Source organism: Mangrovibacter yixingensis (genome assembly GCF_020523985.1).
Taxonomy (GTDB): Bacteria; Pseudomonadota; Gammaproteobacteria; order Enterobacterales; family Enterobacteriaceae; genus Mangrovibacter; species Mangrovibacter yixingensis.
This window is the reverse complement of the sequence record NZ_JAIVKM010000001.1, coordinates 1,055,560-1,079,936: the sequence shown is the minus strand read 5'-3', so window position 1 is coordinate 1,079,936 and position 24,377 is coordinate 1,055,560. Positions and strand designations below refer to the sequence as shown.

General features: G+C 51.5%; 23 protein-coding genes. 1 reads left to right on the top strand and 22 read right to left on the bottom strand.

Features of this window, described 5'->3' with window-relative positions; all coding sequences use genetic code 11:
• Positions 1 to 95: 95 nt before the first annotated feature.
• From cobB to LC084_RS04995, 8 genes are all read right to left on the bottom strand, one after another.
• Positions 96 to 926: a Sir2 family NAD+-dependent deacetylase gene (cobB, locus tag LC084_RS05030; RefSeq protein WP_226571139.1), complete on the bottom strand. Its 831-nt coding sequence runs from the start codon at positions 924 to 926 to the stop codon at positions 96 to 98.
• Between the two features lie 200 nt (positions 927 to 1,126).
• Complete coding sequence (lolE, locus tag LC084_RS05025; protein ID WP_226569893.1) at positions 1,127 to 2,371, bottom strand: lipoprotein-releasing ABC transporter permease subunit LolE; 1,245 nt, start codon at positions 2,369 to 2,371, stop codon at positions 1,127 to 1,129.
• Positions 2,371 to 3,075: a lipoprotein-releasing ABC transporter ATP-binding protein LolD gene (gene lolD / locus LC084_RS05020; protein ID WP_226569892.1), complete on the bottom strand. Its 705-nt coding sequence runs from the start codon at positions 3,073 to 3,075 to the stop codon at positions 2,371 to 2,373. Before lolD ends, lolE begins: the two co-directional genes overlap by 1 nt.
• Positions 3,068 to 4,267, bottom strand: coding sequence for a lipoprotein-releasing ABC transporter permease subunit LolC (gene lolC, locus LC084_RS05015; RefSeq protein WP_226569890.1), 1,200 nt, complete (start codon positions 4,265 to 4,267; stop codon positions 3,068 to 3,070). Before lolC ends, lolD begins: the two co-directional genes overlap by 8 nt.
• Positions 4,268 to 4,423: 156 nt before the next feature.
• Positions 4,424 to 4,945 (bottom strand): nitrogen fixation protein NifQ, encoded by a 522-nt coding sequence (locus tag LC084_RS05010; RefSeq protein WP_226569888.1) that lies wholly within the window; start codon positions 4,943 to 4,945, stop codon positions 4,424 to 4,426.
• Positions 4,945 to 6,357 carry a nitrogenase cofactor biosynthesis protein NifB gene (nifB, locus tag LC084_RS05005; protein WP_226569886.1) on the bottom strand — a complete coding sequence of 471 codons (1,413 nt, stop codon included), beginning with the start codon at positions 6,355 to 6,357 and terminating at the stop codon, positions 4,945 to 4,947. The genes LC084_RS05010 and nifB overlap by 1 nt, the downstream gene beginning before the upstream one ends.
• A 163-nt stretch (positions 6,358 to 6,520) precedes the next feature.
• Positions 6,521 to 8,092: a nif-specific transcriptional activator NifA gene (gene nifA / locus LC084_RS05000; RefSeq protein ID WP_226569884.1), complete on the bottom strand. Its 1,572-nt coding sequence runs from the start codon at positions 8,090 to 8,092 to the stop codon at positions 6,521 to 6,523.
• Positions 8,089 to 9,576: a PAS domain S-box protein gene (locus LC084_RS04995; RefSeq protein ID WP_226569882.1), complete on the bottom strand. Its 1,488-nt coding sequence runs from the start codon at positions 9,574 to 9,576 to the stop codon at positions 8,089 to 8,091. The genes nifA and LC084_RS04995 overlap by 4 nt, the downstream gene beginning before the upstream one ends.
• Positions 9,577 to 9,934: 358 nt before the next feature.
• Between LC084_RS04995 and LC084_RS04990 the strand changes: the two genes are divergently transcribed.
• Positions 9,935 to 10,465 carry a flavodoxin gene (locus tag LC084_RS04990; protein ID WP_226569881.1) on the top strand — a complete coding sequence of 177 codons (531 nt, stop codon included), beginning with the start codon at positions 9,935 to 9,937 and terminating at the stop codon, positions 10,463 to 10,465.
• A gap of 59 nt (positions 10,466 to 10,524) precedes the next feature.
• Here LC084_RS04990 and nifM read toward each other — a convergent pair whose 3' ends face one another.
• From nifM to nifH, 14 genes are all read right to left on the bottom strand, one after another.
• Positions 10,525 to 11,337 (bottom strand): nitrogen fixation protein NifM, encoded by an 813-nt coding sequence (nifM, locus tag LC084_RS04985; protein ID WP_226569878.1) that lies wholly within the window; start codon positions 11,335 to 11,337, stop codon positions 10,525 to 10,527.
• On the bottom strand, positions 11,334 to 11,777 hold the full coding sequence (locus tag LC084_RS04980; protein ID WP_226569876.1) for a nitrogen fixation protein NifZ: 444 nt from the start codon (positions 11,775 to 11,777) through the stop codon (positions 11,334 to 11,336). Before LC084_RS04980 ends, nifM begins: the two co-directional genes overlap by 4 nt.
• On the bottom strand, positions 11,770 to 12,036 hold the full coding sequence (locus LC084_RS04975; protein WP_226569874.1) for a nitrogenase-stabilizing/protective protein NifW: 267 nt from the start codon (positions 12,034 to 12,036) through the stop codon (positions 11,770 to 11,772). The genes LC084_RS04980 and LC084_RS04975 overlap by 8 nt, the downstream gene beginning before the upstream one ends.
• 10 nt (positions 12,037 to 12,046) lie before the next feature.
• Positions 12,047 to 13,183, bottom strand: a complete 1,137-nt coding sequence (nifV, locus tag LC084_RS04970; RefSeq protein ID WP_226569872.1) for a homocitrate synthase — start codon at positions 13,181 to 13,183, stop codon at positions 12,047 to 12,049.
• Between the two features lie 15 nt (positions 13,184 to 13,198).
• The gene (gene nifS / locus LC084_RS04965) at positions 13,199 to 14,407 is read right to left on the bottom strand and encodes a cysteine desulfurase NifS (RefSeq protein WP_226569871.1); all 1,209 of its coding nucleotides are present in this window, start codon (positions 14,405 to 14,407) and stop codon (positions 13,199 to 13,201) included.
• 29 nt (positions 14,408 to 14,436) lie between these two features.
• Complete coding sequence (nifU, locus tag LC084_RS04960; protein ID WP_226571138.1) at positions 14,437 to 15,273, bottom strand: Fe-S cluster assembly protein NifU; 837 nt, start codon at positions 15,271 to 15,273, stop codon at positions 14,437 to 14,439.
• Positions 15,274 to 15,474: 201 nt separating this feature from the next.
• Positions 15,475 to 15,939 (bottom strand): NifB/NifX family molybdenum-iron cluster-binding protein, encoded by a 465-nt coding sequence (locus tag LC084_RS04955; protein ID WP_226569869.1) that lies wholly within the window; start codon positions 15,937 to 15,939, stop codon positions 15,475 to 15,477.
• Entirely contained in the window at positions 15,926 to 17,311 is a 1,386-nt protein-coding gene (nifN, locus tag LC084_RS04950) for a nitrogenase iron-molybdenum cofactor biosynthesis protein NifN (RefSeq protein WP_226569867.1), read from the bottom strand. Before nifN ends, LC084_RS04955 begins: the two co-directional genes overlap by 14 nt.
• Positions 17,312 to 17,320: 9 nt before the next feature.
• Positions 17,321 to 18,697 (bottom strand): nitrogenase iron-molybdenum cofactor biosynthesis protein NifE, encoded by a 1,377-nt coding sequence (gene nifE, locus LC084_RS04945; RefSeq protein ID WP_226571137.1) that lies wholly within the window; start codon positions 18,695 to 18,697, stop codon positions 17,321 to 17,323.
• A 278-nt stretch (positions 18,698 to 18,975) separates the two neighbouring features.
• The gene (locus LC084_RS04940) at positions 18,976 to 19,635 is read right to left on the bottom strand and encodes a NifB/NifX family molybdenum-iron cluster-binding protein (protein ID WP_226569866.1); all 660 of its coding nucleotides are present in this window, start codon (positions 19,633 to 19,635) and stop codon (positions 18,976 to 18,978) included.
• A 13-nt stretch (positions 19,636 to 19,648) separates the two neighbouring features.
• Positions 19,649 to 19,864: a NifT/FixU family protein gene (locus LC084_RS04935; protein ID WP_226569864.1), complete on the bottom strand. Its 216-nt coding sequence runs from the start codon at positions 19,862 to 19,864 to the stop codon at positions 19,649 to 19,651.
• A 63-nt stretch (positions 19,865 to 19,927) separates the two neighbouring features.
• Positions 19,928 to 21,493, bottom strand: a complete 1,566-nt coding sequence (gene nifK / locus LC084_RS04930; RefSeq protein ID WP_226569862.1) for a nitrogenase molybdenum-iron protein subunit beta — start codon at positions 21,491 to 21,493, stop codon at positions 19,928 to 19,930.
• Positions 21,494 to 21,548: 55 nt separating this feature from the next.
• The gene (nifD, locus tag LC084_RS04925) at positions 21,549 to 22,997 is read right to left on the bottom strand and encodes a nitrogenase molybdenum-iron protein alpha chain (RefSeq protein ID WP_226569860.1); all 1,449 of its coding nucleotides are present in this window, start codon (positions 22,995 to 22,997) and stop codon (positions 21,549 to 21,551) included.
• A gap of 62 nt (positions 22,998 to 23,059) precedes the next feature.
• Complete coding sequence (gene nifH, locus LC084_RS04920) at positions 23,060 to 23,941, bottom strand: nitrogenase iron protein (protein ID WP_226569858.1); 882 nt, start codon at positions 23,939 to 23,941, stop codon at positions 23,060 to 23,062.
• Between the last annotated feature and the right edge of the window lie 436 nt (positions 23,942 to 24,377).

Below are 24,377 nucleotides of genomic sequence, written 5' to 3'. Positions count from 1 at the left end.
TCAACTGTCCGGGCCACATTTTGCTGAGGTGGCCCATTCAGGCAATAAAAAACCGCGTTCACCGCGGTTTTTTATTACTCACAGAAAGCTGAATCTCAGGCCAGTTTCAGGCTCTGCAGCAATTTTTCAACGTACTCCGGCACCACTTCACTTGCCAGACCGTAATGGCACTCTTCAAATTCGTTACCTACCTGGCTTGGCTCAAGGTTCAGTTCTACGGTATGTGCACCTTGAAGGCGTGCTTCGTGTACAAAACCCGCAGCCGGGTATACATGGCCAGATGTACCAATCGCGATAAAGTAATCCGCACCAGCCAGTGCGTGGTAAATTTCATCCATACCCAGCGGCATTTCACCAAACCATACAACATGTGGCCGCAGTACAGCCGGAATCTGGCAGCAATGGCACCGGTCCTGGGGCGTTACATCCTGGTTCCACTTGTAGATATGGCCACTTTGAGAGCAGCGAACTTTCAGCAGCTCACCATGCATATGAATAATGTGTTTATTACCGGCGCGTTCGTGCAAATTGTCGATATTTTGCGTAACAAGCAAGAAATTATCACCTAACTCGGCTTCCAGTCGAGCCAGCGCCAGGTGTGCGGCATTAGGTTTTATCTCTGGTGCCTGAAGCTGGCTACGGCGGGCATTATAAAATGCCTGCACTAACTTCGGATCGCGTGCGAACCCCTCGGGGGTTGCTACATCTTCCACCCGGTGCTCTTCCCACAGCCCGTCAGCTGCACGAAAAGTACGGATACCTGATTCTGCTGAAATACCTGCGCCTGTAAGGACGACAACTTTTGGTTTTTCCATCGTTTCCGGTACCATTCTGTCTCTGAAAAAAATACGTTGGCGTAACCGCTCCCGGAGGCGGCGCTTATTTTTTTTGAAACGGCACTGTTGGTGTAAACGCCGCGATTGCATATCAACCCCTGGTTGTATTCCTGAATGCCGGGCTACGCCCTCTCCATCTTCACCCTTGCGCACAGTGTTACCAAAGTAAACCATTAGCAAAACAGCGTGTGCTTGAAAAATAAGGCTATTTGCTGCCAGGGTGGTAAGCAGCATCGCCGCTTCTGGTGTTCAGGGTAGAAGCCTTCGCCTCTCCCTGCAACTCCCTCTCTTTATTGACCACTGAGCACTCTGGCTGGATCTATACGGCTGGCGCGCCGTGCCGGGTACCAACTGGCTAACAGGCTCAGTACAATTGCTGTCAGCAATACAATCACCACATCTTCCCAATGCAGTTCCGAGGGCAGGAAATCAATAAAGTAGATATCGCCGGATAAAAAATGGTGGCCTATCAATTTTTCAATACCACCAATGATGGCAGTCAGGTTCCAGGCACCGAGCACACCGATTACTACACCGCTCAGGCTGCCAACTAACCCGGCCATTAAACCGTACCAGACAAACACTGCGCGAATCAGACCATCTTTCGCACCAAGAGTACGCAGTACCGCAATATCGCTGCTTTTATCTTTTACCGCCATCACCAGGGTGGAAACAATGTTAAAGCAGGCCACGCCGATAACCAGCACCATAGCCAGGTACATAATGGCGCGAATCATCTGGATATCACGGTACATATAACCGTAAGTACCAATCCAGCTTTTGATATAAACATACGCATTGGTGACTTCACCGGCATCACGCACCAGTTTATTGGCGTGGAAAACATCTTTCACTTTAATGGCAATACCAGTGACGCTATCACCCATATCAAGATATTGTTGAGCGTCAGCCATAGGCACCATCGCAAAGCTATGATCAAGCTGGCCGCTCAGTTGCAAAATACCGCTGACATGCAAACGAATACGCTTAGGTTGCAGTAGTTTTCCGGCGCTGTCTGAGTTCGGGATCATAATTGATATCCAGTCACCCTGATGAACTTTCAGCGCATCAGCCACACCCTTACCCAGAATAATTTGCTGTTCTCCCGCCCGGAAATTATCCCATGCATGGTTTTGCACAAATTGCGGCAAAGCACTGATATGGGTTTCCTGCGCGGGGTCCACCCCTTTGACCTGAATAGCACGCAGGCTGGTTCCACTTTCTACCAGCCCGGTGAAGTTCACATAAGGTGCCGCACCGACAATACCTTTGACTTTCTCAACCCGTCCCAGAACAGACTGCCATTGCACAAACGGCTGGTTTACCGGCTCAATTTCGCCATGTGGAACCACGGCCAGAATGCGGTTATCCAATTCGCGTTCAAAGCCATTCATTGCACTCAGGCCGATAATCAAAACCGCAACACCAAGAGCGATGCCAATGGTTGATATCACCGAAATTAGCGATACCATCCCGCCTTTACGGCGCCCACGGCTAAAGCGCAGCGCCACTCGTAGCGACAGAGGCGATGCCATTAGCGGCTCTCCATAATAGTCAGTTCCGGGTTCAGGTGCCCGTCACGCATTTCTAGCTGGCGTGACATGCGTTTTGCCAGGTGCAAATCGTGGGTAACCACCAAAAATGCCGTGCCCTGCCGCTGGTTCAGTTCACCAAGCAGTGCGAAGATGCTGTCCGCATTACGGGCATCAAGGTTACCCGTGGGTTCATCTGCCAGTACCAGACGCGGGTTATTGACCAAAGCACGCGCAATCGCCACACGCTGACGCTCACCACCAGACAGCTCTGACGGGCGGTGATGACCACGATGCTCAAGCCCAACCGCTGCAAGCATTTCACGGGCTTTTGCTTCAATTTCAGCCGGTTTGCCTTTGCCAATCAGCAAAGGCATCGAAACATTCTCCAGCGCCGTAAAGTCGGGCAGCAGATGATGAAATTGATAAATAAAGCCCAGTTCTCGGTTACGCAATTCTGCACGCGCTGAAGAGGACATCTTACTCAGGGATTTACCGCCGAACACTACGTCACCGGAAGTTGGCGTATCCAGCCCACCCAACAAGTGCAGCAATGTACTTTTGCCGGAGCCAGAACTCCCGACAATCGCCATCATCTCGCCAGGTGCCATCGCAAAGCTTACGTTATGCAGTACATCTGTTTGCACCGCACCTTCCTGGTAGCGTTTGCACAAATTGTCGCATTGCAACAGGTTAGGGTTACTCATAACGTAAAGCCTCAGCAGGTTGAGTGGCGGCAGCGCGCCAGGAAGGGTACAACGTTGATAACAGTGCAACAGCCATGGCGGCCAGCGCAATTACAGTTACCTGAACCGGGTTAATATCCACAGGAAGTGCAGCACCATCAAGCATGGCACCAATAATCGGCATCAGTGTATTAAGCTGGCTGGCGAGCAGCACCCCCAGCCCTGCACCTGCCAGTGCACCAATGATACCGGCACCAGCACCCTGGACCATAAATACCGCCATAATCTGGCCACGGGTCAGCCCCTGGGTTTGCAAAATGGCAACCTCACTCTGCTTCTCCATTACCAGCAAGCCAAGTGAGGTAATAATGTTGAACGCAGCAACGGCCACAATCAGGCTCAAAAGCAGCCCCATCATGTTTTTCTCCATGCGTACCGCCTGGAAAAGCTCGCCTTTGCGCTCACGCCAGTCATGCCAGACCATGCCAGCAGGTAATGCCTGTTGGCTCAGGGTATCTACCGACAATGGATTATCCAGCCATAGCCGCCACCCGGTTATGTTACCCGGGGTGTATCGCATAACTCTGGAAGCATCCTGAATATTGACCAGCATCTGGTAGCCATCCACTTCGCTATTAGCGGCAAAGGTACCCACCACAGTAAACAGGCGTTGGCTCGGGATCCTGCCCATTGGCGTGAACTGGCTGGCAGATGGCACCATCAGGCGAATTTCATCACCCGTGCGCACACCTAACTGGCCCGCAAGCTGCTCACCCAAAATGATGTTGTATTTTCCAGGTGCTAACTGGCTCTGTTTCACGCCCACCAGATATGGTGTAAGCGGGTCCGGTTGCGCGGGGTCAATGCCCAGCATGACACCAACCGCAACGTTGCGGGCACTTTGCAGAACTACGTCGCCTGTTGTTAATGGCGCAATACGCTTCACGCCAGCAAGATGTAATGCGCTGGCTGGTTGTTTTTCTGGGTTAACTGACCCGGAAGACGAAGAAATGACAGCCTGAGGCATCAGGCCAAGGATATTGTTTTGCAGTTCTTTTTCGAACCCATTCATCACAGAAAGCACTGTGACAAGCGCCATCACACCCAACGTAATGCCGATGGTAGAAAGCCAGGAAACAAAACGACCGAAGCGGTCTGCTGCACGGCCACGCATATAACGTAGCCCGATAAATAACGCGACAGGTTGGTACATGAAGTCCGTCTGGTTGCGGTTTTCCAAAATTTTGAGGAGTATATAAGTGAACGCCAGCCAAGTAAATGAGATATAGCTGAAGCTCGCCCATATCGCTTAATTTTATTATTTTAGAATCAGCCAGTTAAAGAAACCGTAACCACACATTACACCCTTTTAGTGTTCACCTTCCGGCGCGAAACAGTGTACCCATTCACAGCAGTCGTCGCAGCTTGGCGAACGGCAAACCAGGTCACCTTCTTGTTGCAGGCAACGCTGACGGTAAAAGAATTTTTTCCAGCGCATTTTCTTGTCATTCATTACAACCAGTTGAGGGAAGCAGTCGCTCATCAAGTCGCCCAGTTCCGACCTGGAATCCAGCCCCAGGTCTTCCCACAAATGGTTGAAGCCCATTGCTGCGCTGGCCAGAAGCCAGTACAAAGGCAATGGGCTTTGTGCATACCCTTTTAGCCACAAAGCCAGTTGGTCCCGCTCCGCAAGGCGCGGTTGCAGCAACGTGGTGGCAAGCGCTCGCCTCGCGGCTATTTCCGCAATAACGGGTGGTGCTTCATCACACTGCAATGTGCGCGCTAAAAGCGACCAGGCCCCACTATCGAGGCCCATTGTTTCAGGAAAATGCCCACGCCCGCTGGCATAGTTGTCGTACAGGCGTTGTAACCAGTAAATGGCTTCCGGCATCAGGCGGCCCCCTGTTCATTAAGCAAGTTTCCTGCCTGGCGACGCACCGCCCACCACCGGGCCAGCACATCAGTTACATTCTGCCAGGCACCTTCAATACAAGGCTGGATCCCCTGCTGCTCCAGTTTGACCCAGGGGCCATAGCCAATACGTGCACTGAATACCGCTTTTACATCGCCAAGTAGCGCCAGAATTGCGGCCATACGCGCTTCTGGTGCCTGCTGCTCATCGCCTTCACAAGAATCCGGCCCTTTACAGTATTGCGGCATAAAGCGCTCATTAACCAAAACGACACCGGCATCAGAGAGACTGTAGATTTGCACTCGTTGCGCATGCCCGAAATGGCAGTCGATAACATCCCCACGGGAAGTTGTCACCGCAACAAGACAAGCCAACGGGTCATCGGAAGCGCCACGGGTTGCAATACGCGCCTGGATAGCGGCCCGTTTATGCACCTGGTCCGGGCCCGGACGTGCTTGTTTTTCCATTTCAGCCAACGGCAGACTCTGGCTGCGGTCTTCACCCAACATGCCAATGGCATCTGCACGACATTGTTTGCAATGTGCCATTTGCGGCATCATTGGGCTACATTCGGCACGCACTGCATCCACCATCGCGCTATCGGGTTCTGGCTGCCCATTAAGACCAAACACCGTGCCATGTTCAGGGCGTGCAATCAGCGGCATAACATTGTGTAATAACGCGCCCCAGCCACGAACGGCTTCACTTACCCGGGCTAAATGGCGGTCATTAATTCCCGGAATAAGCACGGAATTGATTTTCACCAGTATGCCTTTCTCTGTCAGCTTCCTGACGCCTTCTTCCTGGCGTGCCAGCAGGATTTCCCCTGCCTCCCGGCCGCTGTAGCGCTCACCATCCACCCAAAGCCAGGCATAAATTTTTGCAGAAATATCCGGGTCAATCGCGTTAACAGTGACAGTGACATGATCAACGCCACTATCAATAATGCGGTCGGTTACTGCCGGCAACATCAGCCCGTTAGTGGAAAGACACTGTTTGATATCTGGCAATTGTTCACGCAGTAAAGCAAGAGTGGAGAACGTGCGGCCAATGTTTGCCAGCGGATCGCCGGGACCAGCAATACCCACCACGGATAATTGCGGCATCACGCTGGCACCAGCTACCGCTCTTGCCACTGCCTGCTCAGGTGTCAGCACTTGTGACACCACACCCGGACGGGATTCATTGCTGCAGTCATATTTACGATTGCAGTAGTTACATTGCAGATTACAGGCGGGCGCCACAGCCAGATGCATGCGGGCATACTGGTGATGTGCACTGGATGAGTAACACGGGTGATGCGCAACTTTGCTGGCCTGTAGCGCGGTGAACTGTGCACTGTTGTCAGTACGGCAGCTACGCGCAGTTTGTGATGAAGGACAAGGCGCCATAATCTCTTCCGGTTCGTGAATGATATCCCACTATTGCAAAGGCTGAACCAGTTCCACACAGAAATAAAACCATTTAAAAACAACATATTAAATGGCATCCATGCCATAAAAGATTGTCAACATTACCGCACAGACCTGACAATGTGCCAAAGATCACAATTTTTTAGAAACGGTGCATATTGATATCCATAATCTGGATACGATAGGCAACCTGGCGTGGAGTCATCCCCAGCAAACGGGCGGCTTTCGCCTGAACCCATCCTGTTTTTTCTAACGCGGCGATAATGCGCTGGCGCTCATCCAGGCTTTGATCAAGCCAGTCTTCATCCGACACAGGGCCGGCAGACATTTTACTGACCAGTGGCAAGGCTTCATTGTGGTTGAACAAAATGACATCGCGGTCTATCACACCGTTGTCGCTCATCACTGCCGCACGTTCGAGGCAGTTTTCCAGCTCACGCACATTACCGGGCCATGCATAGTTCAACAACAGACGAATGGCACCATCCGTGATACGTAATGAACGCCCCTGATGTGCCGCGATTTTGTTAACCAGATGCCGTGCCAGCAGGTCTATATCATCCTGTCGTTCACGAAGTGGCGGGAGTGATACCGGCATAACATTCAAGCGATAATAAAGGTCTTCCCGGAAATTCCCTGCCCGGACTTCTTCTTCCAGATTACGGTTGGTGGCGGCGACAATACGCACATTCACCTTGATGGTTTCATCACCGCCCACACGCTCCATTTCCCCTTCCTGGAGGATACGCAACAATTTTGCCTGGAAAGACGGGCTACTTTCACCGATTTCATCAAGAAACAGTGTTCCACCGTCTGCCAGTTCAAAACGCCCTTTCCGCTGACGCACTGCCCCGGTAAACGCGCCTTTCTCGTGGCCAAACAATTCGCTTTCCAACAAATTGTCGGGCAGTGCCGCACAGTTAAATTTTACAAAGGGCGCAGATGCCCGTGGCGATGAATAATGAATGGCATTGGCGACCAGTTCTTTACCCGTGCCACTCTCCCCACGCACCAGCACCATCGTATCCCAGCGAGCAACCTGCTGGATAACTTCACGAATCTGGCGCATCGTTGGGCTGCTGCCTACCATATTTTCGAAGCTGAAGCTGCGTGGCGTCTGGCAATTTGCAGGCTGAGGCGGTTGTTGAACAGCGCTTGTGGTTTTCGGCTGGCTGTAGTGAGTCAGACGTACTGTTTGCGCAATCAGGCTGGCAATAGTTTCTAAAAAACGGGTGCTGGCAGGAAGGCGTGATTCAAACAAAGCCATAGGTTGTGCCGCCAGTACACCAATTGGTTTGTCATCGCCAGGGATCGGAACGCCAATGAAGGGTAAGTCGTAATCGTACAGGCTTAACCGGTCAAGAAAGCGCTGGTCATCTGCCACGCGAGGCAAAACCACTGACTGAGCAGAACTTAAAATTGTGCCCACCAGCCCCTCACCAGGACGGTAACGTACCTGGCTGCTGCTACCGACAATATGCTGCCTGTCGCAATGTAAGGCTTCAACGGTCAGTGCGCCGCGTTCATGATTGAACAGGCAAATCATACCGTGTTGCATAAACGCATCATCATGCAGGATACGTAACACTGCCTGCAGAGTATCGCTGACACTGTTGCAGCGGCCGAGTTCAAGGCTAATACGCTGAACTGCGGTGAATTGTTGCGACAGATCAAAACGCCAAACGACATTGCCCGTATCCGGGGACTGGGTCATTTTGTACCTCCTGTCGGAGCTGCCGGAAACGGCAGCCTGATAGTTAAGCAACTTCCGCCATCGGGATCGGCTGTCAGGTCTATAGCCCCCTGGTGGTTGGCCACCAGCGTTTGCATCAGGCGCAGTTCCATGCCCTGCCCAGGGCTGGTCGCTGTCGTCTGGCTATATCGAGCCCGATGAACGGGAATATTGTCAGTAAGGTAGAGAGTCAGCCAGCGCTCATCACGGCTGCCAATAATTTGCATTTCCAGTTGAAAAGGTTGTAAATCCTGCACAAGGACCAATGCACGGTCCAGCCACAGGCTCAGGACAGCCAGCACCTGAATACGGTGCCCAAACGCCTGAATTGCTCTGTCTTCAAGTGAGACATTAAGCGTATGACAGGGTTGGAAACGGGTAAGATACAATGCTGAAAGATCAGCCAGTAATGATTGCAACAACCACCATCCTGGAGGTTCGTTATCTAATTCCGGGCGGCACGCCTGCAAGCGGCTTACTGCGGCCTCACCTTCACGCCAGGCAGACTCCAGCGCCATATTGCCATGGTCATCACCATTTAGTCGGCGGGCGGCTGCCAGCATATTGATGGGGCAATTAAGCTGCACCAAAGCGGCATCCACTGATTCACGAATTGCTGCCAGTAATTTACCGTAGGTTAACTGCTGTTTCAGGCGGTCAAGTCGCCCTTGTTGTTGTTGCTGATGCTGTTCGGTACAGTCGGTTACCAGCACCAAAGTGCGGGGTTGAGCGTTATCGGTAAAGTAGAGGCTTGCTTCTTCATTAACACCAGGTAAAGGCCAGTAGCTCAGGTTGAACCAACGCCGTTTTCCCCGGACAATAAGCGGCAAGATTTTGCCCTCTTCCTGCCGGGCTTCATTATGTTGGTAACCCAGTAGCGACAAAGCTTCCATGCCCCCACAGTCTGCACAGAGTGTTTTATAGGCCAGGTTGTCCATAACCACATTGCCTTCGCCATCCGTCACCACAACGGCCGCCGGAATGTTGTTCAGAACGGCTGTGATGAGTGTCATATGGTTGCGCAGGCGTTGTTGCAACGCATAGTTGTCGCTGATGTCTTTTTGCATTGCCAAAAAGTAATCAACTTTGCCGCTGCCACCAAATATGGGTGTGATATCCACTTCACCTAAATAAAGGCTGCCATCACAACGCTGGTTAATCAGCTGTCCCCGCCATGGAGTACCCTGAGTGAGGTGGTGCCACATATCGTCATAAACAGTACGTGGTGTTTGCCTGCTGGCCAAAATACGGTGATTTTGCCCGATTAATTGCGAAGCACTGTAGCCAGTCAACTGGCAAAATGCCGTATTACAATAAACAATACGCGCATCGGCATCAGTAAGAGAGATAGCCACGGCGGATTGTGCCACCAGTGCAGTGAACAGCGCGTTTTGCTGGTGTAACAGCGTATCGGCAATTTCACCCTGTGGATAAACATCCGATACGAACGATAACGTATCACTCATCCTCTCCCCCTTCTGGTTAACGACCTGGCCTGTCACTTTTGCGACAATATTTGGTGCGTAAAGACAACAAAATTGGTTCTGCGTTACACATGCGAAAAACGTGCAATCCAACAAGCAGTAGTCCCATTTTCTGCGTGGGTATTGACGTAGCGCAAATTTAGCTCATTTTTTCACCACCAGGCTGTGATCCACTGGCTTTTTTGCCAACTGTTTTGCTCGCAATACCCACTATCACGATCATTTTTAGTGCATTTTTGCGCCAGTTTTGTGCACCTGAAACTCTGGCACGTTGTTCGCACTATCAGGTAAAAATCATGGCGTCAGTTTCCTGGCGTTACGCCCACCTAAGGAGTCTGTTATGGCAAATGTCGGCATTTTTTTTGGTTCTGATACGGGTAAAACCCGCAAGATTGCGAAGTTGATTCATAAAAAGCTGGGAGACGCTGCAGATTCGCCCGTAAACATTAACCGGACATCTCTGGAAACGTTTTTGTCTTATCCGGTTTTGATGCTGGGGACACCCACATTAGGCGACGGGCAATTACCCGGCATTGAATCAGGGTGTGAGTCGGAATCCTGGCTGGAGTTTCTGGATTCACTGCAAGGTGTGGACTTGACGGGTAAGCATGTTGCTTTGTTCGGGCTGGGTGACCAGGTCGCATACCCGGATAACTTTGTCAGCGCCCTGAAACCACTGTATGACGTGCTGAGCGCCTGTGGAGCAAAACTGATTGGCGACTGGCCCAATGAAGGCTACAGCTTTAACCATTCTGCCGCATTAGTTGGTGAGAAATTTGTTGGTCTGGTTCTGGATCAGGATAATCAATATGACCTGAGTGAAGAACGCCTCGATAGCTGGCTGGAGCAAATTACCCCACTGTTCGCGTAAAACGTTCCCGTGAAACATTCCCATAAAACAAAGGCTCTCTGCCTGCTGGCAGAGAGTTTTCAGTGGGCGGCCGGTAACGTTAGCAGGCTGGACAGCCACTGTTGTTGATAGCGCTTTCTTGTTTGTTCGGTTAACCAGGCACGTGCTTTTTCCAGTGCCACAGCTTCATCCAGTGCTTCGGCCGGGCGAATATCCTCACAGAGTAGAATATGCAACCCCAACACCGTTTCCACCACCTCACTTAATTGGCCTTTTTCAAGGGAAAACAGGCAACTGTCAAGTTCTGGGTATAACAGCCCTGGGCTTATCCAGCCCAGTAATCCGCCATCCATTGCACTTGGGCAATGGGAAAATCGCAGAGCCTGGTCGGCAAAACTTTCGGGGTCTTCGCTAATAGACTGAATAATTCCAGCGATTTGTGCTCTTTCTGGCGACCTGTCTTCATCGTTGTCGCAAGTAAGCAGAATATGCCTGGCTTTTCTTTGCGCCGGGCGGCAAAAACGCGCTGCATTCGCCTGGTACCAGGCAACCACTTCCTGGTCATCGGGTGGCGGAGCCTTGCGGGCAATACGATTCATTACCGAAGTAACATGTGCCTGGTGGGCAGCAACAGCCAGTTGTTCATCATGAGTAAACCCATGAGTTTCCATAAAATCCGCCTGTTCTTTGCGCACCAGAGCCGCTAATTGCCCAACAGTATTGTCGGCCGGGTAATGGCGGCAAATAGCCATTTCCAGCGTTACCTGGCGGGCAAGTTGTGCCTGAAATGCGCTTTGTTGATCTGCCGTGATTTCTTCGGGTAAACAATTCCAGTGGCGCTTTGCCAGTTGCAACGCGGCAAAGCGTTGCCAGGGCAATTGGGCTGTATTCATCCGACCTCCACCTGTCGCAGTAAGCGGGCCGGGACTTGTAAGAAGCGGTCGCCAAACTGGACGGTAAAACTCTCGCCCTGCAAACCCTGGCCGGTTGCCGTTATTTTGCCTATCGCCCCTGGAGCGGCAACGACCTGACCTTTAAGCGTCAGCGTCGCGTTCACTTCAACCTGGTCGCCATACTGGAATAACCCGGCATCCCAGAACACTTCTGCAGCAATCAGCTCACCCTCACGGCAGCCTACTACTCGCCCTTCAGAAGGGAAATGGACCTGGTAGACAATATGCTCTTGAAGGTACACGCCCCACTCGCGCACATAGCCAATACTGCCTCTGCGCACCAGAAGCTCACCTTTTTGCAGCCCAGGATAAGTGCCATCATTGCGCACAGCACGCACAACACGAACTTCATCACCAAAGGAAAACCGTGGTTTAGTCATGTAATACCCCTTGTTCTTCACAAACTGCAAGATAGCTCTCATTGAGCAAACGCCGGGCCAGCTGCCAGGCCGGGTCAGTGTCACTTTCCAGGCTGTTGCGCAGTGGGACCGCATCTTGCAGGCGTTGGCGAAACTCTCGCAGAATAAGAACTGATGCGCGCTGTAACCGTTCAGGTTCACAGGGCACGTCAAAAAAGGAGAAAAAACTTTCCAACGAATCCAGCGCATTTACGCCTGGTAATTGATAAAACCATTCCACTGTCGCCCCCTTAACCTGAGCAGGCCAGGTCGCCCGGGCAGGTTTGTTGGTACATTTGCAACAATTCCAAATCACCCGGATTGCGTTTTAAACGTTCAGCAAATCCCTGAACAGCACGCAGTAATGAATCACATTGTTGCTCGCTCAACACATACCCCATCCGGGCGAAAACACCACTTACTGCTTGGTGCCCGGAATGTTTGCCCAGAACCAGGTTGTATTCCCGTCCCAGTATCGCCGGGTCTATTCCCTGGTAACTCTGTTTATGGCGCAGCAATGCCGCCACATGCAGGCCGGATTCATGAGTAAACACCTGGCCACCCACCAGCGGTTGCTGGGCATCTATTTGCCTCCCGGCCGCAACCGCGACCAGTTGGCACAAGTCATACAAGTGGGTCAAATTGACACCACTGTTTGCACCAAGGCAGGTTAGCAGCGAGACAACCACACTTTCTAACGCCGCATTCCCCGCGCGTTCACCTAACCCCAGCACGGTGGTATTAACATGAGTTGCTCCGGCACGAACGGCTGCCAGTGTATTCGCGGTTGCCAGCCCCAGGTCGTTATGAGCATGCATTTCCAGCTGACCAGGCCAGTGTGAACGCAGGGTAGAAATACGGTTCCAGGTACTGAAAGGGTCCATAATGCCCAGTGTGTCGGCAAACCTCAGGCGTTGAGCACCCGCCTCACTCGCCAGTTCAGCTATACGCTGTAGCTCATCATCAGTCGCCCGAGAGGCGTCTTCACACCCAATGCAAACCTGCATACCCTGTTCACGGGCAAGCATAATCAGTTTGCGCAGACGCGGGGCAACATCCGACCAGGGCTGGTGTAGCTTATAGGCCATAAGAAAACCGGAAGATGGAATGGAAATATCCACCCAATTCATACCCAGCTCTGCACTTGCCAGAATTTCCTGCGCATTCATTCGACACCAGGTCATCATCGTTGCATCTGGCAGATGATCACGCAGTTCCCGAATGCGCCGGCACTCTTCCTCGCCCATCGCTGGCGTCCCGACTTCCAGTTCCTTAACCCCGGCCATAATCAGCGCACGGGCTATAGCTAATTTTTCATTTGCCAGGAATGCGACACCGGGGCTCTGTTCGCCATCCCGCAATGTTGTATCGTTGATAACCACATCCATCGCAAACCTGCCTTATTAACCGTAAGTCGGCAAAAAGTCCTGAGTAATCGCAGCCTGAGGCTTACCTTCTTGCCAGTAAGGCGATAGTGTACGCAACCGGGAGACAATATCTGGCAATTGCTCAATGACATGATCAATCTCTTTTTCGCGGGTATAACGTGACAAAGAGAAGCGAATACTGCCGTGAGCCGCGGTATAGGGAATCGACATTGCCCGCATAACATGGGACGGTTCCAGTGAACCTGACGTACAAGCGCTACCACTTGACGCGGCAATACCTACCTGGTTCATCAACAATAAAATGGCTTCACCTTCGATAAACTCGAATGCCATATTCAGTGTGTTGGGTGTTCTTGGCTGGCCCTTGCCCATAATCAACGCATGAGGAATCTGAGCCACAAGCCCTTGTTCCAGGCGGTCTCGCAGCGCCACTACACCACTTTGCATCATGGGCATATGGATATCTGCCAGTTCGCTGGCCGCCCCCATTCCTACAATACCGGCGATATTTTCAGTCCCGGCACGGCGGCCACGTTCCTGATGGCCACCACGCAAGAAAGGACGAAAACGCGTATTGCGCCGGATATACAACGCGCCGATACCTTTTGGCCCATGGAATTTGTGGCCCGAGCAAGAGAGCATATCAATGGCGGTATTCGCCAATGATATTGGGCATTTCCCAACATACTGCACCGCGTCACAGTGAAAAAGAATGCCCTGTTCATGGGCCATTTCAGCCATTTCAGGAACCGGAAAAACCACGCCTGTTTCATTGTTAGCCCACATAACAGTGACCAGCGCAACGTTGGGGTTTAACAAAGCACGATACTGTTCCAGATCCAACGCGCCTTGTTCATTGACGGCAAGGCGATGAATGGTATAGCCCATTCGTTCAAGGTTTTCGCAAACTGCCAGCGTTGCGGGGTGTTCAACCGCTGTTGTGATTATCTCTTTTTTCTCAGGTGCCAATGTCACCGCCGAATGAATGGCAGTCGATGTCGCTTCAGTTGCACAAGAGGTGAAAACGATTTCGCTCTCATAGCTCGCCCCTAATAGTGCAGCCAACTGTGACCTTGCCCGGGCCAGAGCCACACGTCCCGGCCCGCCGAAATCATGGATAGAGGACGGGTTACCATAGTGCTCAGTGAGATAAGGCATCATTGCTTCGAGCACCATTGGGTCAAGACGCGTTGTTGCATTATTATCAAGATAAACAGGTTTCATTCCGACTTCCTCTCTCAGTCAATAAACGCTCAGGCAGCGATCACTTCCATGTAGCATCCCATCCGTTCAACTAACTTCTGCTGAAGCCAGCTCAACGTCATATCAGTCATCATGCAGCCGCTACAACTACCACTCAGGCAAACACGCACCTGGCTACCTTCAACACTGACCAGTGACATATCACCGCCATCGGCCTGAATATAAGGCCGTAACTCCGCAACAGTGTCTGCCACTGCCTGCCAGGCAGGGTCATTACCTGCAGCAACAGGTGCAACGGCCTGGGTTGCAACTGCCGGGGCGTCTTTAAGAATTTGTTCGAGTGCCAGTTCAATTTTTTCATGGCACGCTGTGCATCCCCCGCCCGCTTTGGTGTAGTTGATAACTTCCTGCAATGTCGTCAACCCGTTGGCAAGTACCGCACGCCGGATTTGCCCTTCATCAACCGCGAAACATTTGCAGATAAGCGCACCTTCTTCGTGGTCGTCTTCAAGGGTTTCACCGTTATACTGGGCGATAGCCGCACGCAATGCTTCCTGGCCCATAACCGAACAGTGCATTTTTTCTGGCGGTAAACCATCAAGATAATCTGCAATTTGTTGGTTGGTCAGTTGCCCGGCCTCTTCCAGCGTATGGCCAATAATCAGTTCAGTTAGTGCGGAAGATGACGCGATTGCACTCCCGCAGCCAAAGGTCTGAAACCCGGCATCAAGAATGACCCGCGTTTCAGGATCAACCCGCAGCATCAGCCGCAATGCATCACCACAACTCAGCGAGCCGACATCCCCCACTGCATTGGCATCTGCTACGACTTTGGCGTTGCGCGGGTTAAAAAAATGGTCTTTCACTTTCTCTGAGTAATTCCACATAGCCTGGCTCCCAATAGGGGGACTGGCCCCCGTTGTTGTCATGTCGCCTGCTGTGTTTTATCAGCCTGCGCTTTAAGTATCAGCAAATGCGATGCCATATAAAAAACTCTTTTAAAACAATCAGAAAAGTAAAAATCATCAAGTTTGTAAATCCGCAATGTGGGCATTTATGTCGGGTTTGTCACAGAAATGACATCAGCCCTACTGACTGGCATCTTCTTCCCAATGCGTTTCTTGCAGCAGACGTTCGAAACGGTCTGGTTCACGTTGGCGACGTTGAGTACGTTGTTCGTTTTCCGCCCAACAGGCCTGAATTTGTTCCAGCAATTGAGCGATAGGCGTTCCCGGGCTGACACGAACCGCCCTTACGCCCACCTGCAACAACTGGCGAAATACCACATCACCTATTGCCACGCAGTAGAGAGATACACAGTCTTCCAGGGCTTCAATACGGCTATTGAGTTTTTGTTCCTGGTGCCCACATACCACGGTGAAATCGACCACTTTTAACAATGTCACCTGGTCTTCACGCACGCCGTACACCACAATCCTTGGCGTAGCACCGAAATGTTGGTCAACATGGTGGTAATCTGAACTGGCGAATGCCACACGCATTGACCAGTCGCTGGTGCACACAGTACGAAAATTACGGTTAACAGGATGCATGGACCTGCTCCTTATCGGCTGAGCCGGCAAATTGTTGTTTCAGAGGAGAGCGCCATACTGGCGTGTGGTGATGGCGTTCCTGCATCAGATTCGCCAGTTCAAATAATGTATCGCGGATACCGGCATAGCCCTGACGCATACGTCGGAACGTGCCTATCTGGTCATAAATGGGGAAACCGGCACGAATCAGCGGGATTTTCATGCGCTGTGCCAGGTCGGCTCCGTGAGAATTACACACCAATAAATCAGCCGGAACGGACGCCAGCATGTTCTCCATATCCTCCAGGTCACCAATTTTTACCTGGTCAACGGGCAGTGTTGCCAACCCCTGTTGATTGGTGGCTGCAATAACCGGGCCGGGAACCATGCCCTGGCTAACTGCAAAATCGCTCCAGGCAGACAGCACATCACTTTCGCCTGCCAGCGCGATATGCCGCCCCTGAAGCCACAAATGGCAGTCAATCATGGCATCCTGCAGTTGCCCGCGCTGGCGGGTTATCCAGTCAGGCACATCATGGCCGGAAAGCTGGTGCAAATAGCTGATAAACTTATCGACTTCGGCAAGTGTCATTAAATGCGGCAATGCCAGAACATCGCCGCGGCTGCGTTGTTGCATCAGGCTTGCTGCCCGGCTCAATGATCCGCCTATCACGACGGTGCCCATGCTTTGGCCCATTCGCTCTATCGCCCGCAGCGCCGTGCCCCCCTGGCTGACTGGTGTAAAATCTCCCAGTGCCAGGTGGCCGTCCATCGACATCGACAAATCCGGCAGGATGACAGGCTGCAGACCAAAAGCTTCTACATAGGTGCGAATCAGTTCGATATCGCCAGGAGTTGTACTGTGGCTCAGTAAAATATTCACGCGCTTGTTCCGCTGCCGTGGTTGCGGTTCAGCGGGCACCCATTGGGTGATAACCTGCTCCACCAGCGTACTAAACCCATTTTCCAGCGAGCCGTAAAAATCTGGCGTATTCACTGTGAGTATTGCGACAGATTTAAAACGCGTCTCTGTTTCCCGAAATTGCCCAATTGCCCGCGATAAATCAGCGCCCTGCGCTTCTGACAATCCAGTACTTATCACAACAATAATGCCCGGCGAATGTTTCCCGCATAACGTAGTCAGTGCCGTGACAATATTTTCGTCAGACCCCATGACGGTAGTCGTCGGGTCCATCGCGGTTGACTGAATAGGAACAGGTTCACGGAAATGTTGGATAAAAAACACTTTGGCAAAAGAGCTACATCCCTGGGCGCCGTGAACCAGCGGCATGGCATGTTCCAGGCCAAGGCTTGCCAGAATAGCCCCCAAAGGTTGCCCACTTTTTATTGGGCTGGTTGCCAGCGGTTTTTGATTACGAATTACGGTTGCCATAACACAGCCTTAGCCCAGCCAGGGCGCACGTTGATGGGATTGCGCCCAGACAGGGCTTTCAAGCGTCAGGCACAAAGATTGTGCCATTGCCACCAGGCCGGTATAACCGGCATAGGCGTGTTCACGTTCCTGGTTGATATCCAGAAATGGCAGGCGGGCTTTCCACGCGGTATACATGTTGCGACCGCCTGCAATCATCATGTCGGCGTTATAGCGGTACACCACATCCAGCAGCGTGCGCGCATTGCCCTCTTCGAGCATGATGGCGTCTTCCCCCATCAATTCACGAATACGCTGCTTATCTTCTTCGGTGGATTTTCGTGTCCCTGTCGCCACAACCTGCATCCCTAAATCCTGTAGTGCCGAAACGATTGACCAGGATTTCACACCACCGGTGTAGAGCAGGACTTTTCGGCCAGCCAGGCGTGCACGATACGGTTGTAATGCCTGTTCAACCCAGGCTTCCTCGCGAGCAATGACCGCTTCTGTACGTTTGAGTAAATCTTCATCGTTGAGCAAGGACGCCAGTTTGAGCAGTGAATCACGCATCGCCCGGATGCCATAAAAACTGCCTTCAAACCAGGGTATCTGGTAACGCTCTTGCAACAGGCGGGCTACGTTAATAAGCGCACGAGAACAAACCAACATGTTCGCTTGTGCACGGTGCATAGTCTGGATTTCCTGGAAGCGTCCGTCCCCGGAGAGGCTGGCAAGAACCCGAATACCCAGTTCATCCAACAAAGGTTGTACCTGCCAAAACTCCCCGGCGATATTAAACTCACCAATCAACCCAATATCATGGCGGTGTTCTGGCGCAACCTGGCTGGTCTCAGGCCAGGGCGCTGGCTCGCGCTGACCTATCACTTTTTTCACCAGCACTTCACCAGCAATGCGGTTACCAAGGTTTTTATTGCCGTAGAAACCGGCGGCATCAACGCACACGACGGGCGTTCCGGTATCCTGCTCTGCCGCCCGGCAAACCGCCTCAATGTCATCCCCTTCCATTGCCGGTACGCAGGTGTTGTAAATAAATACGGCTGCCGGATGGTAATGCTCCACAATATGCCTTACTGCATGGAACAGACGCCGTTCTCCACGGCCCATGATGACATCCTGCTCGCTCAGGTCTGTAGTAAATCCCAGCCGATTGATATCCGGGCCAGAGCTTTGACTCCCACGGTTATCCCATGAACTACCCGCACAACCGATTGGCCCATGGACAAGATGCGCAACATCAGCAAGAGGTAAGAGTGTGATTTGGGCGCCATCAAAGGCGCAACCGCCAACAGTCGCACCGGGCTTGGGTGCGCTGCATCCCATTTTCTGCTTGTGGTTATGTTCACAGGCAGGTTCATCAAGTAATGCCAGTATTTCATTACCTTTCATTGCAGTCTCACCTTGTTGTTGGCCCAGTAACAAGTAAGGTGCAATAGTCATTCCATTATCAACTTATTGATTTTTATTGTTTTTATTTTGTAGGATTTATAACAAAAGGAATGGACATCACAAAAAAATGGCGACAGTGTCTGTCGCCGAAGTGTGTGAATCACGTACTACTTTTGGTGCACCTGGCGGTGACACCGTGCGGTTTTTAGCCGCTTATCCATTGCCAGAAGCAATGATTTTTTGCCGAACTTATCTTTATGACTTCATTGTTGCCGTTATCAGAAAACACGTTGCTCCAGCGGGTTATCCCGACCAAGGCGACGTGCCAGCCAGGGTGGAAGGCTGCTGGTCAACATTTGCAGCACACTCTGGCATTGATCTTCTATAGTGGTTCCGGCGGTAACTTTCATGGGATGGATGTTATAGCGAATCAGCCTTGCCGCCGCTGGCCCGCCTATTGCTTCACAAAACAGCAACTGGCAATCGTCCACCAGCCTTGCCCGGGTTTCGTTGTCTTCCTGGTCCGCAACAGCGGCGAAACGCCGCAGTCCGGTTAACCAGTAACCGTCTTCATCAAAACCATAGATAAAGAACAACCGGCACTGACCAAAATGACCATCAATATTGAGACCATCCTGAGAGGCAAACGCCGCCTGAATTTGCGCTGGCCGGTGAGTTGCCGGCACAACACTTAAATGTTCAGGTAATTCACCGTGCAAACAGGCCGAGACCTGTTGCCAGCGGGCAAACGTCATGCAGTCAGCATCACCAGGATAGGTGGCTTCCAGTTGCGAAATGGACAGCCCTTCCAGCCAGCCTAACGAGGACGATTGTGCTTTATCGCCACCCAGCCAGCTAATCACTTGCTTAGGGGGAAGCTCTGGCAGCACCTGAATCAGTGCAAACAGACGCCAGAACAGTTCATCATCACTGGACATTGTCTTGCTCCTGTTATAACGCAGCACGTGTGGCCCGAAGTGAAACAGGGAAAACGGGTCTGGGTACCTGCGGGTGGACGTGATATGCCCGGCCGCCTTCCAGCTCAATCCGGCCGCCCCAGTGATCATGCTTATCAAACTCGATTGCAGTCACTTTGGCTTCAAGATCAAGTTTTGCAATGTAGCAATACAGCGCCTGTTCGCGCTGACGAAAAATCACCATTGGCACAGGGCATCCTCCTCATTATGAGACCCGACAAAACGTCGGGTCTTTGATCAGCGACATAAACCATTAACGAATCAGGTCAAAGTTGTAGTCAGTTTTGCCGAGTTTCATGGTGTCCCTGTCGAGTTTTTCGAGGACGGCATTGACCAGCGTTGTCAGGATGGTCATAGCACCTTCGTAGCCCCAGGTTGCCTGGCGGTGTAAATGATGACGGTCAAATATCGGGAAGCCCAGGCGAATCAAAGGCACTTCAAACTGCTCACCTTTTGCCAATGTATCGCGCTGAATGAACTTGCCGTAGGAGTTACCAATCATAAAGTCAGGCTTGTTGGTGAACATCAATGAGCGGAAATGCCACAAGTCGCAGTTGATATACACTTCAGCTTCCTGCCCGTAAGGGGAGTCTGCCAGTATTTTTTTCATGGCTTTCATCCAGCGTTTGTTACCGTTGTGGCACAAAACGGTGGTGGGTTCACAGCCAAGTTCCATTAAAAACTGAGTCATCCCCATCAGGAAATCCGGGTCGCCATACAGTGCGAAGCGTTTACCATGCAGCCAGGTGTGCGAGTCAATCATCATATCGACTAACCGGCCACGCTCTTGTGTCAGACTGTCGGCGATAGGTTTCCCTGTCAGCGAGCTGATGGTCATCAGCAGTTTATCTGTCGCATCAAGGCCAATAGGAACCGCAACATCTGTTGCAGGTTGGTTCCACAACTCCTGAACCACTTTTTTGGTTTTAGTCAGGTGCCAGGGTTGCAACAACAGCGTGTCGATAGCATCACCTGCTTCACGCATTTCCTGTTGACTGGTGCCGCCCGCATACATGCGGTAGTGGCCATCTGCCGGGGTATCCAGCACTTCAGACGGGTCTGACAAAATGCTGCAAGCTACGCCCATTTGCGCCATCATGCGTTTAATAACCCGGTAGTTGCCCAAATAGGTTTCAAAACCGGTTACCACATTCAGTTTTTGGCGCGTTCCTGGTGCTGCAGGTTTATTCGGGTCGTTCAGCGTTTTAGCAACACCTTCAAACATGTTGTCCCAGCCCGTCACATGGCTGCCGATAAAGCTCGGCGTATGGGCAAAGGGAATAGGCATATCTTCAGGAACATGGCCATCTTTTTTCGCATTACCGATAAACGCGTGGAGGTCATCACCGATAACTTCCGCCATACAGGTCGTTGATACAGCTATCATTTCTGGTTTGTACAATGCAGCCGCATTTTCCAATCCGCTGTTCATGTTGTTATTGCCACCGAACACCGCTGCATCTTCGGTCATCGAATCCGATACACAGGCAATAGGTTCTTTAAAATGGCGGCTGAAGTAGGTCCGGAAATATGCCACGCAGCCCTGCGAACCATGCACATAAGGCAAGGTATTGCTAAAACCCAGAGAACACAGCACTGCACCTAATGGCTGGCAGGCTTTGGCCGGGTCAACGGTCAGGGCTTCGCGTTTGAAATTAAGATCCTGGTATTCCTGAGTGGTAGTCCACTCAAAGACTTCCTGGACACGTTTTTGGTCATGGCCTTCTTCGAGGGCCCGTTTGCTCCGGAACAAATCTTGGTATTCATCCTGCTCGAACAAGGGGTAGCAGGGCTGAATGTTATCAGCAGATTGACTCATTTTTTTCGCTCCTCCCGCGCCACAAATCTGTGAACTGACGGGTCATCAGGATAATTCAGGCGGTTTTTAACCAGGGTGCCGTCAGGGCGCTCCAGCTCGGATTATTCAAGGTCATGTCCATGTCACGGGCAAAAATGGCAAAGCCGTCATAGCCGTGATACGGGCCGGAGTAATCCCACGAGTGCATTTGGCGGAAAGGCATGCCCATTTTCTGGAAAATGTATTTTTCTTTAATACCAGCAGCAACCAGGTCAGGCTTGAGCGCTTTCACGAACTCTTCCAGCTCGTAACTGCTCGCATCATCAAACAGCAATGTGCCTGTTTTCAGCTCTGGTAATGTGCGGTCGTAGTCATCGTTGTGGGCAAATTCGAACCCGGCACCAATGATTTCCATACCCAGATCTTCATAAGCCCCAATCACATGGCGGGAACGCAAACCACCGATATAGAGCAACACCTTGAGCCCTTCCAGCCGTGGCCGGTATTTGGCAATAATGGTGTCTGCCATGACCTGATGACGGGCAATCACCTCTTCTGCTTTTTGCTGGATAGTTTCGTCAAACTGAGCAGCGATTTTGCGCAATGATTCAGCGATTTTGGTCGGGCCAAAGAAGTTATATTCCATCCACGGAATGTTGTTCTGCTCTTCCATATGGCGTGCGATGTAGTTCATGGAACGGTAGCAGTGCACGAGGTTAAGTTTCACCCGTGGCGTGTTTTCCATTTCAATCAATGTGCCATCACCTGACCACTGAGCAACAACCCGCAGGCCAATTTCTTCAAGCAAAATACGTGACGACCAGGCATCCCCACCGATGTTGTAATCACCAATAATCGCGATATCGTAAGGCGTGGATTCAAACGGCTGGTCTTTGCGATTATCCAGGATCCAGTCACGAATGACGTCATTCGCAATATGGTGCCCTAAAGACTGGGATACCCCACGGAACCCTTCACAACGCACTGGGATAATCGGCTTGCCAATTTTTTTGCGGCTGGCATTGGCTACGGCTTCAATGTTGTCGCCGATTAACCCGACCGGGCATTCAGACTGAATACTGATACCTTTGGTCAGCGGGAACAGCATTTCGATTTCGTCGATGACTTTATCGAGTTTTTTATCCCCACCGAACACGATGTCACGCTCTTGAAAATCGGTGGTGAAGTTCACTGTCCCAAAGCTGTCGATACCGCTCATACCGGTGTAGTAGTTCCGGCGTCCGGCACGGGAATACTGCCCACAACCAACAGGCCCATGAGAAATGTGTGCCATATCTTTGATTGGCCCAAAGACCACGCCTTTGGAGCCTGCGTAAGAGCAGCCACGCACCGTCATTACCCCTGGCTGGGATTTACGGTTAGAAATAATACATTTGCCAACAGACTCCATTTCCTGGTCGGTGGACATAATGTGTTTTCTGCGTTCTTTACGCGTTTTCTCGGGGAAGACTTCCAGGACTTCCTCGACAATCGCCTGATGTTGCTCTGTCAGTGTGCTTGACATGTTCTACTCCTCATCTCCGCGGCTGCAGACCTTAGACAGCCTGCGCCGCAGGTGAAATGGACTCAGGCTGCGTTTTCTTCAGCTGCCGTTTTCCCGATAATGCTGGTGTCTTCTTCTTCCAGCACGCCAAATTCCATCAACAACTCTTCCAGTTCATCCATCGTTACCGGGGTTGGAACCACTTTCATGGTGTTATTGATGATTTTGCTTGCCAGTGCGCGGTATTCGTTGGCCTGGTTGCAGGTTGGGTCATATTCAATGACGGTCATACGGCGGATTTCTGCACGCTGAACGATGTTGTCGCGCGGCACAAAGTGAATCATCTGGGTACCCAGTTTTTCTGCCAGTGCCATGATCAGTTCGTCTTCACGGTCTGTCTGGCGAGAGTTACAGATAAGCCCACCCAGACGTACTTTCCCGGATTTTGCGTATTTCACAATGCCGCGGGAGATGTTGTTGGCGGCATACATCGCCATCATTTCGCCAGAGCAAACAATGTAGATTTCCTGTGCTTTATTTTCGCGAATTGGCATGGCGAACCCGCCGCATACTACGTCGCCCAGTACGTCGTAGAACACAAAGTCCAGGTCGTCTTCATAAGCCCCTTCCTCTTCAAGGAAGTTAATAGCAGTAATAACACCACGGCCAGCACAACCCACACCCGGTTCCGGACCACCTGATTCAGCACAACGAACGTTGCCGTAACCAATTTGCAGAACATCTTCCAGTTCCAGGTCTTCTACAGAGCCCACTTCAGCCGCCATTTCCATAATGGTGTTCTGTGCTTTTGCATGCAGGATAAGGCGAGTTGAGTCTGCTTTTGGGTCGCAGCCCACAATCATCACCTTCTTGCCCAGTTCAGCCAGGGCAGCAACCAGGTTCTGAGTTGTGGTGGATTTACCAATCCCACCTTTGCCGTAAATTGCACATTGACGCATTGCCATAATCATTTCTCCTGTGAGTGATGTGTTACCACTCCTATAAGTGCAGAGAATGTACCAGCGTGAACAAAAACTTATATCACCATGATTTTTATGGTTATTTTATGTACGCTTGTGTCACATTTACGCAGCAGACAAGACAAACTCCGAACCAATTGTCAGGTATGTTGTGGTAAATAAGACAAAGTGGACAGCGCGCGCAATCTCACTGGCACAATGTGATCCCGGTTGGAAAAATACGCGGTAATAGAGAAGGGAATATTGCGTGGCAGGCTAACAAAGTTTATGCACCGCACCCTGTTTTCAAGGTAAATGGCTGCAGGCCACCCACATCAGGAGATAAACCCCACAGATTGTTCACAGCACGACAGGTTGTCGCCTGTTATGTCTTGTTTCGCCCAAACTCACCATAACAATTTCGTTACCTGCCAAGCAGGTT